A 14790-nucleotide genomic window follows, 5' to 3' on the forward strand; every position below is an offset into this window, starting at 1 on the left:
TCCCACTCAGCCGTCGGTACGTACCAGTCGACGCGGACTCGGTCAGACACCGAGACCACCTCTTGGTCCTCCCTCCCCTATGGGATGGGGGATTCGGGTGGTGCCACAACCACCACTCACCCTTACCATAGGGGAGGGAGGGGAGGGGGGAGAGACTCTCCTTCCCCATCCATCGTCATAGTGGTTGACCGCAAACCGCCAGACAGCACCGCCGAGGTGTGCGGTCCGGGGGGCGGCCTCGATACCGACCGACCGCTTCGCGTCGCTGTTCGAAGAAAAAAGATTTCTTCGAGTGAGGGCGGCGACCGGCGTCAGCGGGGAGTGGGTCATCGGCAAATCCCCTTCCGGCACCGAGGGCACTCGCGAGCGTCGTCGCGAAGTGTCGACCCACAGTTCGGGCAGTAGTCGCCGCAGACGCCCTCGATAGGCGTGAGACCGCGCTCGTCGGAGCTGCTGTTGTGCTGGCTATCCGTCTCGGCCGTGTTGTCGATGAGTGTCGCGTGCATGGTAGATGGTAGCACGCGGCTCTCTCCGGGAAGTAGAGTTCCGGGAAACTACGTGGAAGTCTCTCCCGAAGGTTCAAGAGCAGGGAAAACGAAGGGGAGGATGTTCAAGGGTCCTTCCCTTCGTTTTCACGCTCGTCAGCCGCGCGTGAGTTGTTTTGGCGTTATGTGGCAGTTTGTGACTGTGTGTCCTGATGGACCCCTCCCACTTTAGTACGTCGGAGGGCCCGCTGGACACTGTTCCGGTCACTCCATCATCCCGCCGCTCAGTTCAGCGAACGTCGAGCAGCTGGGGCAGGCGAGGAGGTCGCCATCGTTGTCCGCGAAAACGCGAACAAACGCCTGGGAGACGTGTCCGCCGCATTCGTCGCATTCGGGCATGGGTCACTCCTCCTCGCGCTGGTTCCGCTGGTAGGCGCGCTGGTCGTGTCGGTACTGGCCGGTCAGGTCTTCGAGCGTCTCCCTCGCGTCGAGGACGGTCCGCACGTCCTCGGTCTGCATCGCGTTGAGGTCGACGTCGTCGATTGCATCGACAACGTCAGTGAGTCCGTCAGCGGCCCGCTCGAAGCCCTCGGCGCGTCCGGGTGTCATTCGCGCCCCTCGTGACAACTGTAGTTGTCGTCATACTCCTCATCGGAGTAGAACCCACGAGGCTCGTGGTCGTACGGGGGGACGGCGCGGTGGGGCTCGGTGTCCTCCTCGTCCTCGTCGCTATCCTCGAGAATCTCGCCGTCGTCACCGGCGACGATGATTTCACCGCCGTCGGTCGCGACGCGCGTTTCCGGCACGCCGGCGTCGTCGAGGCCGAGGTAGCTGACGAGGAGCTCGTCGACGGCGCCGAGGTCGATCCACTCGGGGATCTCCCGCTCGCCGACGTGGAACGCGACCCTTCTCTGGTGCTTGCACTCGACGCCACGGTACTGGGCGTCGGGGCAGGTACAGGAGGATGTATCGCGGTCGACGGTGTATCGGTCGCCGCCCTCACCGTAGACGTCGTACACGCCGGGGGCCTCCTCGACGACGAGGAGGTAGTCAGTCAGCGCGCGAACGTCCCGCTCGCTGAGGTCGATACGCTCTTCCGCCGCTGTGTCGAATTGCGTCATGGTTGTCCAGTCTTGAGACAACCGGCCCGGGTGGGTCCAAGCACCCGGGCGCTTTCCGAACGCAACGCCCCGAGGGACCGGTCTGTCTCTATTACTTCGTACCATCGGAGGTAACTTAGTTCTGTCGGTGGGAGGTTTTTAGTAGCACTATGCCGAATGCTTAGGTATGAACGAAGAGACCAGCGTTGGACGTCCTCCGAGGGTGACCGACGCGGACATTATTGAGGTATTCGCGAGGGCCGAGACTCCTGTCCTCACCACCTCGATGGTTGCTGAAGAGCTCCCGATCGGGAGTCGAGCGACTCTCGACCGACTCAAAGGCCTCCGCGAGAAGGGCGACCTCGACAGCATGGACGTCGGCTCGCGCGCTCAGGTATGGTGGGTGCCAGAAGACGACTCATCGTCAGCTGACGACTTTGAGGCCGGGTTCGGAGCCTTCGCGGGAACGGACTTCGCCGAGCGTGCTCGCGAGGTCGAGGAAAAATTCAATGAGGACGCCAAGGAGCGCGATGCCCTTTCTCGTTGACAGCAGCTTCGCCATCGACTATCTCAACGAGCAGCAGTACACGATCGAGGTCCTTCGTTCGCCACCCGATCTCGTCGGGAGAGTGGTTGACGAGTCGAATCCGGGGTACAAGATTCCGTCCCCAGTTCTGTATGAACTCTACGTGGGAGCCCGCCGGGCAGACAGCGATTCTGAGTCACCGGCGACTGTTGACTCCGCCCTCTCGTGGGCCGACCCTGTGCCATTTTCCAGAGCCGATGCACTCGAGGCCAGCGCGATAAAAGACGAGCTTCTTAATGAGGGAAACATCATCAACGAGTTTGATATCCTAATCGCTGGGATTGCCCGTAGAAGGGACTTGACGGTTCTTGCGACGGATAAAGACTACTCGGACGTCGATGACCTCTCTGCATTTGTTATCGCCCCGAATCAGCGTGATTCGTAGAGTGCGGAAATAGCGTTTTAGTAACGCTCCTCTGCCAACTTGCTATACTTCTCCGCCCGGTTTTCCTTATGATACTCGGTTTCGCACTGGCGCGAGCAGAACTTCTTGGAAAGCCGTGGTGGGTCTCCGGGAGTAGGAGCAGAAAGACGCCGCTCGCACCTAAGACACTGAGGGTGCATTATTTGGACAACTCACGGCCTGCTACTTCAAGATTCGGAGAGTGTATGTGGTTGGTCTCCCAACTCAGCCAAGGCTGGTCAGGCGACCGGTCGCTATGGAGGGCGACGGGTTACCTATAGCTACATCTGGGAGAGGTAAAGCGTTTTCGCCTGTCGTCGGGCGATTTACAACGATTCGGAGTCGACGAGCGACCACCGGCCGCCGCCCTTCGGTTTCTCGACGTCCTCATACTCCTCGAGGGCGGGTTTCACCACTGAGCGCCACCATCCGCCGCGGTAACGACTTTCTCGCTCTGGATCCGGGACGTCATAGCCGACGGTGTGCTTCGGCATGACCTGGTCGACGAGGTCAGCTCGCGACGTCGGGCCGTGCTCTCGGAGGTACTCGCGGACGGCGAGGACGGCCGCTACGCACGCCTCGCGGTCCCGCGTGCTGGGGAAGCTTACGGCGTCGAGCACCGTCTGCTCGTCGCTGTCACCGCCGGGGCTGTCACCGTCCGGTTCGTCGACCGGCGCGGCCGTGACACCGCTCCCCTCTCCCCGGGGCGCGGTCGGAGTGTCGTCGGCGCTCTCGTCTGTGCGCTCGTGGGCACGGACATGGGGGCGCTCGTCGGCACCGTTGCTTTCGTACGTGCGTTCGTACGCACTCTCGTCGGTTCCTTCATGGGTCCGGTCGTCGGTGCTCGTCTCGGCGCTTATCACCGCGACGACGTCGGGGTCCCAGTAAACGACTGACCGGCCACCGGCTTCGAACCGGCCAATTTTCTCGGCGTACGCAAGCGTCGAGAGGCGGTCGTTGACGGTCCGTTTCGAGGCGTCGAGGTGGGCAGCGACCTCGCTGGCCGTCGTCACGGGCCGTCCGGTCGCTCGATGGAGCTCGCCAATCGCGTTGAGCACGTCGTCGGGGGTGAGTGTCATACTGACCAGCGAGGAGCCAACACCTATGAGCGTTCCGACGAGCGTGCCCACGTGCGCATCAACACAATCGTCTATGGGCTGATATCGAACCGGCTCATACTGCTGTCAGTGAGAAGTGTTCGGTTCCTTATTCTAATCTCCGTCAGGTATTTACCTGCAAATAAGATATATATGGACGTATGGTTGAGTTACCAGACAAAGATAGAACGAATTGGGCGAAATCCGGAGCGAAGTTTGCAGTTAGCGCAATTGGGGCCGGTATACTCAGTCTCTTTTGGACTGGGTGGGCGAGGTTTGCGCTTGCGCAGAATCAGGTTTCGCCCTGGCTGATTATCGGGAGCGTGACGCTTGCGATCGTGCTCATCGTCACCGGCTACGCGGTCACCCTGGGCAACCTCTACGAGGTCGCAATTGCCTCCCGTCGCTGAGGTTTGGGTCCCTCAGCGAGGGTAATCATTCTAATCCATGCTCACGGGCCTATAGTCATTCCGCTGCCGTATGGCGATTTTCCTATCTTAGGTCATTCCAGCAGAAATACCTGGTCAATATTTCCGCTTTTCATGTCAGCTCGGCCGAGAAGTCGGACCCTATAGGGATTCTTGAATCTCAGACAATACAATGGTATCAGACATTATGCTAATCAAAACTGTTTTAGTGTCACACCGTATATTCCTGTCTGACACCGCCACGTACCACAACCCAGGTGTCTCAAGAACCACGTCAGTCAGTCCGCGTCGCTCTCTGTACGAGGGTGACAAAGAATGATACCGCGTGGTCGCAGGCCGTGGCAGCGGCCCGACGATACCTCTCTCGTGGCGGTCACCGGCAATCCGTTTCCTGGCTCCGCATCACGTACAGCACGAGGAACAGCCAGCCAGCCGGATGACCGGCAGCCAGCAGTGTTGCACTCGCCGTGATGAGGGCCGCGGTGACCGCATGGTTGTTCTCACACGCCATGCAGTTGAGGCGGTTAGTCGCGCGTCCGGGGTGCCTCACGTCCCTGACGCTATCTGTCGATTCTCGCACGGGTACAAAAACCGTTCGGGACTTGGGGTCGTGTGCACTTCGAGACTGCCAGCGACGTTGAATCGACAGGGAATCGTACTACTCGCTGTCCGTTTGCCGCTGGCTCTCGACTCGCTCCGAAGGACTCACGTTGCGCTCACCGACGACGTCGCCGATGCGTCCTCGACAACCGAGTAAATTGACCTCCGGGCGTCGTCCTCGCCGTCTCGCTTGTCGACGACCCCTGCCTCACGGAGTTGCTTCAGCGCCTTCGCGAGCGTTGACTCGGGCATTTCGAGGTCATCGCGCAACTCTCCGAAACAGGCCTCTCCGTCCCACTGCAGCCGGTTGAGCGCTACTTTCGCGGGATACGTCAGTTGGTGTGCAGAGTTCATTGTGTGAATGGTTGATGTTATCAAATCGAACTAGTTAAGTCTCTGGAACGTGATTGTCTATATGCCCCCTTCAAGGCGCGAAGGGCCACTTTTCGGCCTTTCCCGGATACTTAGCTGCGCGTACGTTCGCCGGTTCGACGCATCGCCCGTTTTCCGTTCTCGTGGAGGTTCTCACCCGGACCGCCGTCCAGGCTTGGGACCGGCGTCACCGTCGCGGAAGGCGGCGGTGATAATCTGCTCGACCTGCTTCTTCGAGAGCCCCTCCTCGCGGAGGAGCTGGCGCATTTCCTCGCGAGAGGCCGAGCGCTCGATCGTCGGCGCGGAGACGGTCACCGACGAGTCACCAAGCGCCCCCTCGCGAGCGTTCGCCTGCGCGATCTGCCGTGCCAACTCCGGACCCGACGGGAATTGACCGCCGTCGACGTCCGCGTTAACGCTGGGTGGATCGGGAGCGTTGACCGTCGGCGTCGCCACCTGGACACCGGGGAAGAGGCCAGCCATCTGACCGACTCCCGAGAGAGCACCGTTCACGCCGTTGGGCTGAGCGGCGAGCGGGCCGACGTCCAGCGCACCCATCGACGGCATAGCCGTGCTGAGGACCGACGCGAGCGTGGACGCGAGCGACCCCTCCCCGCGTTGGGCTCCGGAGGCCATCGTCTCGGGGAGCGCTTGCCCGCGGGCCGTCAGGTTGCTCAGTGGACCGCGTTCGGCGTCGCTCCCTGGGAGGTACGAAGCGACGTCGTCGACGACTCCCTCGACGGCACCGGCGACCGCGTCCGGCGCGGACGTGACGCCGTTGACAAGTGCGTCGACGAGGCCCGCCCCGGCGTCATACCACCACTGACCAACCTTCGGGAGCATGGTCTCCGGGGTGAGGATGCTCGCGAGCGTCACGTCAAGGCCAGTGCCGAGCTGACTGGCGACGGCACCGCCAAGGTCGCCCAGTCCGCCGAGAACCTCACCGGTCGACGGAATAGCGTTGCGGAGCGACGTCCGGACGTCCTGAACCCCCGACTCAACCCCGTCGACGAAGCCTCCGATCGGCGATCCGACGAGGCGGTCGAACTGCTCGCCCGCCCAGCCCGCCGCGTCGCCCGCGGCGCGGAGACCGAGGACGAGCGGTCCGAGCGTCAGCATCCCGGCCGTCCGGGCGACGTCACCGGCGGTGTCGGCCCACCCTTCGAGCGGGCGGAGGGTCCGGGCAACAGTATCACCTGCAGCGTCGAACTGGTCGCCGACCCACTGGACGACGTTGCCGACGTCCTCCGCACGGGTCGCGAGCGCCTCAGCCGTCCGTGGGAAGCGCTGCTCGAAGGCGGACCACAGGCCGGTGAGCGACGCCTGCACCCCAGCGACGGAGTCAGACACCGCCGACTCGACACCCGCGAGTGGGTTGCCGATGTCGAGTGCCGGGAGCGAGAGACTCGGGAGCGACCAGTTGCCGATGTCGAGTCCGACAGACGCCGTCGCCTGCTCTCCGAGCTTCAGACTCGGGATAGACGGCCACGAGAACTCGGGGACGATAGCATCCCACCCAGGCCACTCAACGTAGTCACCGAGGTCGACGCCGGTGACGAATTCAGTCAGGGCCAGGGGTGGGAAGAATACCGTCCAGGAGAACCCACCGAGCGCCCCTGCTATCGCGCCGGGAACGTCAGCGGCGGCGCTCGCCGCCTGTCCCGGAAGTGAGGAGAGGAACTCGCCGGGGTCGAACCCCCGGATAGAGTCGGCCACCCCCCGGATGGTTCCTGGGAGCTCGACGAGTGGCGCGAGCAGCGCCGCGGCCGACTCAGCGAGTCCGCCGACCGACGCTGCCGCCTCGTCGATACCGCCGCCAGTCAGCGCGTTGACGAGGTTATAGAACGCTTCGAATGGTGCGAGGACGACACCGAGGCCGAGACCTGCGAGCGCCCCGGCGAGGTCGAGGACCGCGCCGGCGAGGTCGAGCGTCCACCCGAGGAGGTCGCCACCGAGACCGACGAGCGCGCTCACGGGTCCGAGGACGGCGTCGATGGTGCCGCCGAGGTCGGAGACGGCGGCACCGACGAGCAGGGCCCCCGCGGCGAGGGCGACCCAGCCGATGGGGCCCAGCGCTACCATGAAGGAGACGGCTGCAGCAGCAGCAGCGTAGAACGCGCCGGTCACACCGACGCCCATGACCGTCGAGAGGACGGACGACGCGGCCGCAGCGGCGTAACTCGCACCCGTCGTCGCGTACGTCGCCGCCGCGCTCGCCGCCGCCGCAACCTTCTGTCGGGCGAGGGCGAGGGAGAGACGGTTCGTCGCCGCCGCGTAGAGGTTCTGGGCGGCGGCCGCACCGTTGCTCGCGATGGTCCGTGCATTCGTTGCGGCCGTCGACGCCCAGGTCGCCGCCGCGCTCGCCCGTTCGGCAGCGGTTGACCGCCACGTCGCGAGCGTTGCCGCCGCCTGCGCGCCTTTCTGTCTCGTGAGAGCGAGGAGATTCCCCTGAAGGGCAGCGGTGTAGACAGCCTGAGCGCCAGCAGCGGCCCGTGAAGCAGCCGCGGCCCCTCGCTGGGCCATCGCCTGGGCCCACGTCGCGGACGCCGAGTCAGCGGCGAGGGCGGCCTGTAGGCGACTCCTCGCGATGGTCATCCCGAGCGAAGCGGTGAGGGCCACCCCGGCGGCGGCCGTCGCGAACATCGCCGCACCGAACACCTTCAGTGCGCCGGGAACGGCAGTGACGACGTCAGCGAACGCGACGAGGCCGTCGAGGATGATGCTCAGTGCCGGTCGGAAACCCGCATACATCGAATAGGCGGCGCTCTGCGCTGAACCGGCGAGATAGCGCAGGCGACCATTGACGGTGCTGAGTTTGTCCGAGGCGAGTTCCCCGGCCGTCACCGCCGACTCCATCGACGAGGCGAGGGAGTCGACTGACGTCCCGGCCTCAAGTTCGCCAGCGAGGTACTCCGCGGCCCCATCTCCGACGTTCAGACCGACCTTGATTTGCTGCTGGAGCTCCTCCTGGTCGACCTCTTCGGAGAGCTGCTGGAACTGACTCAGCACCTCCTCCCGATTCATGTCCGGGGAGAGGGAGACGCCGAGGTCGGTCGTGCGCTGGTCAAGTGCCGATGCCTCGGCCTCCCTCAGCGCGTCAATCGCGGACTGCAGGTTGGCCGCGGACACCTGATTGATTTTCTCGGAGAGGTCGCCAACTCGGTTGACGAGGACCGCGGCCCCAGACGCTGCTTCGCGGCCGAAGAGCTGTTGAAGAATGCGGGTCCGTTGCTGGGAACCCATGTCTTTCATCCGCGACTGCAGTTTCTGGAACACCGTGTCCAGACTCAGGAGATCCCCCTCCTGGTCGCTGAAGTCGCTGATGCTCAGTCCGAGGGTTTTCAGCGCTTCGGCGGCCTTCCCGGACGGATCCGAAAGCGAGGCAAGGATGCCTCTGAGAGTAGTCCCTGCCCTGCTCGACCTGATGCCAGCATCGGACAATATTCCAGCAGCCCCAGCCGTGGTAGCAAGGTCCTGAGACGCCGTGTTAGCCTGCGACGACACGTATGAGAGCGTCTCGGAGAGCTCGCTGAGTTCGACGTCCGACGAGGCGAACACGCTTGACATCGTGCTCGCGACATCCCCTGCTTTCGAGGCTTCGAGCCCGAACGACGAGAGCGTACTCGTGACCGATCTGGTGGCATCGGCCAGCGACATCTGAGAGACAGTCGCCAGCTCAGCCACCTCGTCGATAGCGGCGATTGATTCCTTCGCGTCGAGGCCGCTGTATGCGAGGTATTTGAACCCCTGTGCGATTTGACCGGCGCTCTGAGTCGTCGTCGCGGCGAGTTCCTGGGTCGTGTCTCGCATCGCCGAGAGTTCCGACGAGGTGGCTCCCGTGACGCTCTGGACCGTCTGAAACGTCTCGTCGATGTTCGCGCCCTGCCGGGCGATGAGACCGAGGCCGACGGTGAGGCCCGCGGTGACGGCACCGACGCCAAGGAACGCCGATCGGAGGTCGTCAGCACGGGACCCTGCCCGATCCAGCGAGTCGCCCGCCTGGTCGGCCGCCTCATCAACAGTTGCGAGACCAGCGACAGCTTGGTCGGCGTCGACCCGTATCTCGACGAAGAGACGGCGAACGAGGCCGCCCGACACCACGGTCAGGCCACCTCCGAACGGACGACGGTGCTGCTGCTGGCGATACGACTCGCTGGTGAGGTGGGGGACTGTGAGGACATGGCTGAGCGGGGGAGGAGGGCGATGGCTGGCGAGCGATTCGACGGAGACGTGGGGTGTGCCCTATCGAGGACCGGCGAGGCCCCGGAAGTAGCCTTCTCGGAAAATTCCCGGCAGGCTCAGAGAACGATACCTAATGCGGAGGAGGTGAGGGGGAAGTTGAGTGCGGAGAGGGTGCCGGGGGAGGAGTGGTAGATGCCGGTACTGGGAGTCAGGTGGGAGTCAGATTGACGAGTGTGGGTCCCAGGTGGGAGTCACCGAAGCGAGCCCAGGGAAGTCGGGTCGTTGGACTGTAGCTCGCGAAGGTTCTCGATTTCGTCGAGGTACTCGTCGGCACGGAGCCAGGTGAGACACTCCGCGGCGAGGAGGACTGCGTGCCACGGCGTCAGGTGGTCGAGGACAGGCCGGAGTGGGGATGGCTCGTCGACGAGGATAGACAGCGTCCGGTGAGCCCAGGTCTCGACATCCTTGACGGGGTCGAAAAGGGCCCGTCCCTCCTGGTAGCTCTCGGGTTCTGACACCCGGAAGCGGATGCCAAACCAAATGAGGTCCGTACTCCGGTGCTCTTCGAGCGCCGAGAGGTCTTGGCTCTCGTAGTCGATCGCGTCGACGTTGTCTGTGGGGTCAGTCACTGGTCGTCCTCCTGGCTGAGTGCGGTGAGGCCCTTGGCGAGCTCGTCGAGGAGTGCGCCTTGGGACTCCCGATTGATTCGGTGGTGGTACTCACGGGTCTCGTCGGGTAGCTCGTCGCGCTCTCCACTCTCGTACTCCCGGAGGACCTCCCAGTGGTCGACGTCATCCGACTCGGGTGCGTCGGCCATCACAGGGTCACCCCGGCGAGCGTCTTCGTCAGCGTTCTCTCCGCGACGTCCTCGGCGACCTGATGGGCGTACTCCCCGGCGGGCCCGATAACCGGTCGGGCCGGGATGTTCTGCTCCGGGACGCCGTGCTCGTGAATCGCGATAAGCTTCGCCGCCTCGTCGGTCGTCGGGCCGACACGGGCGGTGTCACCCTCTGCGGAGACACCCATCGCCTCGCGTGTCTCACCAGTGTCGATGAGTGGTGTCGACCCGCCCTTTTGCCGGATAGTCTCCGGTGCATTAGGGGCCCACGCCCCACCGAGGGCGTTCTTCCCAGCGGACCAGTTCTCGCGAACTGTCTCGTTGACGTCCGTCGCGATGGACTCGGCGATACTCCCCTCGGCAGCGCGGAGTGCCGCCCGTACCGCCGGGATGCGGTTCTCGTCACGGACAGCGTTAGGCATCGAATCTCACCGGTTCGTCGAGGTCGCGCATGGCCTCCCGGATGCTCGCAGCAACGGTGTCGGAGAAGTGCTCGCGGTCCCCCGCCGTGAACTCGTCACGCTCCTGGCGGACCTGCTGGGCTGTCGCTGCGTCTTCGAACTCCAACTCGACACCATCCTCGGGGCCGTGGGTCTCCTCCTCGACGAGGTCCGCGAGGCGGCGCTCAAGCGAGCGCTTCGTCGGGCGGGCCATCTATCGGTCCCTCCGGTCCCAGGGGTTCTTCTCGGCCTGTCGACGTTTGAAGCCCTCATACCCGGCGGGAGTGGCAGTCCCATTCCCGCGATTCGTCCGGTTCTCCTCGGCCTGCTCAGCGCGCTTTTTCTCGTTCCTGAGCTTCGCGGCGGGAGAGAGGGTCACCGAGGGCTGTCGCGACCGCATCGACGAGTTGCCGCGCGGTCGTGACTCGTCGCGGTTACCCATCCCAGCGGTCGGCATCTCGGTCTCCTTCTCCTCGCCGTTCGACCGCGGCGAGACCTCCTCTGCGATTTCGAGAAGCGCCTGCGCGTTCTTCCCGTGGGGAGTGATGGAACTGTTCGCACGGAGGGTCCGGCGAGCGTCGTCGATCGCGTCGACGAGTTCGAACACTCGCGACTCCGGCATATCCTCGACGTATTCGGAGGGTAGGTCGCTCTCCGCAGCGAGTTGGCGGCGGGCGGGGGTGGAACTGACGGCGTCGGTGCTACTGGTGCTGTTGTCGGACATGGTTGATGGGGAGGAGGGCGAGTTAGTTGGCGAGCTGTTTGGGTGGTGGTTCGCGCGGAGGTCGGAGCGGCCGTTGAATCGGCCGACACCGCACTGCATACTCTCGACGTCGCAGTTGCCGACGGCGTCGGGGAGGAGGGCGAGGTGGTCGGGCTTGAGGTCGCGCTGGATGGCGTCGTAGCGCTGACCGTCGTACTGTCCAGACGTCGAATCCATCCGGGGGACGTAACTGGTCGAAACCTCACCGTACGCGCCACCGCGGACATCGTCGACGTACCGTCTGAGGTCGCCGTTGTGGCGACCGATCTCCTCGGCGTGAATCCAGACCTCACCGGCGAGGGCGTCGTCGGTCGAGTGCTCCGACGCAGACCGGAACTCACCGACGGTCGTCGGGGCGGCGTTGGGGTGGCCCGTGGTTGTCGTCGTACCGTCGACCTCCGGATGCCGGAGGAGGAGAGGTTGGCCCTCCCAGTCGGCCGCGTTCGACGTCAGCTCGTCCCCTGGGACGAACTCGTACGTCGGTCGACCCGACGCGGAGCGATAGGCATAGACGCCCTCCCGCTGGGCGACTACCGGCGCGACGAGGAACTCAACGCCACCCTCGGTTTCGCGGCGGAACGGCCCGCCGTCAGCAGAGGAGGTCGACGCACTGGCGGGGCCGGAGGAGGCGCTCACTGCTCGGCCTCCTCGCCAGTGTCCGCGTCGGCCATCGCCCCCCAGGCCCGTCGGAGGACCGGCCACTCGTTTCGCCAGTCGAACCCGTTGCGGACGTCCGTCCCGCCAGTGGTCGGGCCTGCGCTGGGCCGGGGCGGGAGGTGCAGGTTCTGGCGACCGAGCGCTGATGCCGTCCACTCTTCCGGAGAGAGGTGGAGGACTGTATCCCGACCGAACTCGCCAGCAGTATCAATCTCGACCTCCCAGTCACCCGTCGGGAGGTGTCGCACCGACGTCGTCGAGAGGACGTAGTAGTGGGCTGCCTGGGACAGGACGAGGGCCCTACCAGCGGCGAGCTGCTCAGCAAGGTCGGTGAGCGCGGCCTCGATCTCCGCGCCGACGACCGCCGACTGTTCACGTCGGTCCTCGATGCCGTTATACCGGGAGACAACCGTCTCGGCGTACGCCGATCGGAATGCCTCGGCGGTAGCTTCGGCGAGCGAGAGTTCCTCGACGTGGAGGGCATGGGTCGGGACTGGCGAGGTGTCGTCGACCGGCGAGAATCGGGCCTCGACACTGAGCGTCGGCCGGATGCTCGCGTCGGGCGTCGCGGCCGTCGCGATGAGGTCGACGTCGGGCGCGACCGACGTCGCCGTCGACGACTGGTGCCTATGGCCCGAGTGGCCAGGGACAAACACGAGGTAGTCGTCGAGTCCAGGAGGAAGGCCCGTACCGTCGGTGTAGGTGGTTCGGAAGGCGGTGCTGCTGTCAGTACTGCTGCTCGGAGTGGTGTCTGTGGACATGATGTGATGGGATGAGTTACGGTCGCTGCTGCTGTTCTTCGAGTTCTTCGATGCGGTCGTTGAGTTCCTCTAACTCCTTATCGCGGAGGAGTTGGCGATACTGCCCGGCCGAGTAGGCGAGAGCACGAATCCACTTGATGCGGACCTTCTCGTTCTCGGCATCCCGGACTCGGCCGTTCTCGACCTTTCGGTGCGCCTCGCGGATGCCAGCCTCGAGGAGCGAGAGGATGTCGTCGATGTCCGGAGGTGGATCTCCTGGCGGGTCATCGTCGGTCACGGGTGACCACCCCCAGGGGATGAGTCGGAGAGAGCCGAGAGAGGAAGTGTCTCTGCCGAAGGTTCAGGGCGTCGGGTCATGATTAGATGTTGTCTATCTGCCGCTTAGCGCGGCGCATAAAAATGGGAAATTAGCAGATGGTCCCCAGAGGACCGAGAGGGGCTGCTCGCCCCATCCAACAGCACACGGACGACCAGCCGGAGAGGATGCTCGCGACGTCGCTCCGGCAGGCGACGACGGTCATCACGGAAGGGAAAACCCCTGACAGGGTTGACGGGTCCCCTCACGGACCCGACAACCCGCATTCAGACCGCGAGACGGGGAGAAAAGCCCCGTCTCTCCACAACATGAAAGACCGGCCGGATTGAGGCTCGCACGGCAGGCTCCGACAGGCCCGCCGCGGTCATCACCAGTTACCCCACGCTTCCGACTGTGGTTCGAACGAGTGGGGTAACCCCCTCAGTCGGAGTCCTCGAGGTCGTCAGGGCCACCGTCGGTCGCGAACGCTGCGTCAGGGGACGCGGAGTCGAGTGCGTCCCACTCGGCGGCGATGTCGTCCGTCTCGTCTCCGCTGTCCTCACTCTCGTTGTACGATGTGAGAGAGGCGTCACGGGTGCTCCCCTCGTCGTAGTAGGCCCGGATGCGCCCCATCAACTCGGGGTTGTAGGCGTTGACAGTATTGAGGTCGACCCGGAGGCGCGCTGTGTCGCCCGTCTCATGAACGGTATACCCGTCAGTGCGGGCGACGGCGCCAAGGATGTCGGCCACGGTCGACCGTGCTGGGACGTCGTCGAGCAGGTCGGTCCGGACGTCGGTCGCCGAGACACTGTCGTTGCCGTCGCGGGGAATTGCTCGTCGGCCGAGTTCCAGCATCACGCGCTCCTCGCGCTGCTCGCGGTCCAGGTACTCGACAGGCATCCGGCACTCACGGGGGACACCCTCACCGAGGAGGTCGTCGACGACCTCCCGGGGAACCCATAGGTCGGAGTTGGCCGGGTGCGGTTCGACGTCAAGGCGCTCGACCACTTCCTCCCGGTACTGCCGGACCGACGGTGCACTCGACACACCCGCGGTGTCCTGGATAGTGCCGACGAGCTCCTTGTCGGTGAACTGCTCGTCGAGCTGGTTGCAGATAGCGACGGTCTTCACTTCGCGGCCGTTCTTCCTGAGGCCGGTGTCGGTGTCCTCGCTCGCAGTCGCGAGCAGCGCCTCGGCGTCGTCGAGGACACGGTCAAGCTTCCGTTCGAGGCGTCCAGCGCGGCCACCTCCCCGATACTCCCTGACCGCTTTTGCCAATATGACGCCGTACGGGTCCGACTCGTCTTTGACAGCCTCTCGGAACTCGTCTTTGACCTCCGACTCGACACTGGCGTATGCACGAGTCGTCTCGGACCGGTCGAGGTCGCTGGAAAGATTTTTTTCTTCGTCAAGGTCGTCGGGCCTCCGACCCGCCGCTCGGACGAGACGATTGACTCGCTCCTCGACACTGCCGTAGCCGTCGGTGTCGACGTACTGCTGCATCGCTCTCTCGGTTTCCCGACCAAGATAGCCCTCTATCTCACCGTATTCGCTCTCGACGTACTCGCGGAACTGTTCCCACTCAGCCGTCGGTACGTACCAGTCGACGCGGACTCGGTCAGACACCGAGACCACCTCTTGGTCCTCCCTCCCCTATGGGATGGGGGATTCGGGTGGTGCCACAACCACCACTCACCCTTACCATAGGGGAGGGAGGGGAGGGGGGAGAGACTCTCCTTCCCCATCCATCGTCATAGTGGTTGACCGCAAACCGCCAGACAGC

Annotated in this window: 19 protein-coding genes; 4 read left to right on the forward strand and 15 right to left on the reverse strand. The window is 64.4% G+C overall.

Going from position 1 to position 14790, the window contains the following annotated elements; genetic code table 11:
* Nucleotides 1-326: 326 nt before the first annotated feature.
* From MX571_RS22885 to MX571_RS22145, 4 genes are all read right to left on the reverse strand, one after another.
* Nucleotides 327-506 (reverse strand): zinc-ribbon domain-containing protein, encoded by a 180-nt coding sequence (locus MX571_RS22885; RefSeq protein ID WP_368409097.1) that lies wholly within the window; start codon nt 504-506, stop codon nt 327-329.
* A gap of 243 nt (nt 507-749) precedes the next feature.
* The gene (locus tag MX571_RS22960) at nt 750-884 is read right to left on the reverse strand and encodes a DUF7563 family protein (protein ID WP_438267255.1); all 135 of its coding nucleotides are present in this window, start codon (nt 882-884) and stop codon (nt 750-752) included.
* Between the two features lie 3 nt (nt 885-887).
* Nucleotides 888-1094, reverse strand: coding sequence for a hypothetical protein (locus tag MX571_RS22140; RefSeq protein WP_247421945.1), 207 nt, complete (start codon nt 1092-1094; stop codon nt 888-890).
* Nucleotides 1091-1504, reverse strand: coding sequence for an SWIM zinc finger family protein (locus MX571_RS22145; RefSeq protein WP_247421948.1), 414 nt, complete (start codon nt 1502-1504; stop codon nt 1091-1093). The genes MX571_RS22140 and MX571_RS22145 overlap by 4 nt, the downstream gene beginning before the upstream one ends.
* A 268-nt stretch (nt 1505-1772) precedes the next feature.
* Here MX571_RS22145 and MX571_RS22150 point away from each other — a divergent pair, with 268 nt between their 5' ends.
* Nucleotides 1773-2132 (forward strand): hypothetical protein, encoded by a 360-nt coding sequence (locus MX571_RS22150; protein WP_247421951.1) that lies wholly within the window; start codon nt 1773-1775, stop codon nt 2130-2132.
* Nucleotides 2116-2556 (forward strand): PIN domain-containing protein, encoded by a 441-nt coding sequence (locus tag MX571_RS22155; protein WP_247421954.1) that lies wholly within the window; start codon nt 2116-2118, stop codon nt 2554-2556. Before MX571_RS22150 ends, MX571_RS22155 begins: the two co-directional genes overlap by 17 nt.
* A 344-nt stretch (nt 2557-2900) precedes the next feature.
* On the opposite strand, the gene MX571_RS22160 is transcribed toward MX571_RS22155, so the two are convergent.
* Nucleotides 2901-3653 carry a hypothetical protein gene (locus MX571_RS22160; protein ID WP_247421957.1) on the reverse strand — a complete coding sequence of 251 codons (753 nt, stop codon included), beginning with the start codon at nt 3651-3653 and terminating at the stop codon, nt 2901-2903.
* Between the two features lie 179 nt (nt 3654-3832).
* On the opposite strand from MX571_RS22160, the gene MX571_RS22165 reads away from it, so the two are divergent.
* Nucleotides 3833-4081 carry a hypothetical protein gene (locus MX571_RS22165; protein ID WP_247421960.1) on the forward strand — a complete coding sequence of 83 codons (249 nt, stop codon included), beginning with the start codon at nt 3833-3835 and terminating at the stop codon, nt 4079-4081.
* A gap of 723 nt (nt 4082-4804) precedes the next feature.
* Here the strand turns inward: MX571_RS22165 and MX571_RS22170 are convergent.
* Both MX571_RS22170 and MX571_RS22175 read right to left on the reverse strand, forming a co-directional pair.
* On the reverse strand, nt 4805-5053 hold the full coding sequence (locus MX571_RS22170) for a helix-turn-helix domain-containing protein (RefSeq protein WP_247421962.1): 249 nt from the start codon (nt 5051-5053) through the stop codon (nt 4805-4807).
* Nucleotides 5054-5224: 171 nt separating this feature from the next.
* A complete protein-coding gene (locus tag MX571_RS22175; RefSeq protein WP_247421981.1) occupies nt 5225-8944 on the reverse strand; it encodes a phage tail tape measure protein in 3720 nt (1239 codons plus the stop codon).
* Here MX571_RS22175 and MX571_RS22890 point away from each other — a divergent pair.
* Nucleotides 8828-9445, forward strand: a complete 618-nt coding sequence (locus MX571_RS22890; protein WP_247421983.1) for a hypothetical protein — start codon at nt 8828-8830, stop codon at nt 9443-9445. The two genes, MX571_RS22175 and MX571_RS22890, sit on opposite strands and share 117 nt — an antisense overlap.
* Nucleotides 9446-9504: 59 nt before the next feature.
* On the opposite strand, the gene MX571_RS22185 is transcribed toward MX571_RS22890, so the two are convergent.
* From MX571_RS22185 to MX571_RS22220, 8 genes are all read right to left on the reverse strand, one after another.
* Nucleotides 9505-9882: a hypothetical protein gene (locus MX571_RS22185; RefSeq protein WP_247421965.1), complete on the reverse strand. Its 378-nt coding sequence runs from the start codon at nt 9880-9882 to the stop codon at nt 9505-9507.
* Nucleotides 9879-10070, reverse strand: coding sequence for a hypothetical protein (locus MX571_RS22190; protein WP_247421967.1), 192 nt, complete (start codon nt 10068-10070; stop codon nt 9879-9881). The genes MX571_RS22185 and MX571_RS22190 overlap by 4 nt, the downstream gene beginning before the upstream one ends.
* The gene (locus tag MX571_RS22195) at nt 10070-10513 is read right to left on the reverse strand and encodes a phage virion morphogenesis family protein (RefSeq protein WP_247421970.1); all 444 of its coding nucleotides are present in this window, start codon (nt 10511-10513) and stop codon (nt 10070-10072) included. The genes MX571_RS22190 and MX571_RS22195 overlap by 1 nt, the downstream gene beginning before the upstream one ends.
* Nucleotides 10506-10745, reverse strand: a complete 240-nt coding sequence (locus MX571_RS22200) for a hypothetical protein (RefSeq protein WP_247421972.1) — start codon at nt 10743-10745, stop codon at nt 10506-10508. The genes MX571_RS22195 and MX571_RS22200 overlap by 8 nt, the downstream gene beginning before the upstream one ends.
* A complete protein-coding gene (locus tag MX571_RS22205) occupies nt 10746-11930 on the reverse strand; it encodes a DUF2213 domain-containing protein (protein WP_247421973.1) in 1185 nt (394 codons plus the stop codon).
* A complete protein-coding gene (locus MX571_RS22210) occupies nt 11927-12712 on the reverse strand; it encodes a hypothetical protein (protein WP_247421975.1) in 786 nt (261 codons plus the stop codon). Before MX571_RS22210 ends, MX571_RS22205 begins: the two co-directional genes overlap by 4 nt.
* Before the next feature lie 16 nt (nt 12713-12728).
* Nucleotides 12729-12989, reverse strand: coding sequence for a DUF8136 domain-containing protein (locus MX571_RS22215; protein WP_247421977.1), 261 nt, complete (start codon nt 12987-12989; stop codon nt 12729-12731).
* Nucleotides 12990-13448: 459 nt separating this feature from the next.
* Complete coding sequence (locus MX571_RS22220; RefSeq protein ID WP_247421979.1) at nt 13449-14633, reverse strand: hypothetical protein; 1185 nt, start codon at nt 14631-14633, stop codon at nt 13449-13451.
* Nucleotides 14634-14790: the final 157 nt, after the last annotated feature.

The organism is Halomarina salina, assembly GCF_023074835.1.
Lineage (GTDB): Archaea > Halobacteriota > Halobacteria > Halobacteriales > Haloarculaceae > Halomarina > Halomarina salina.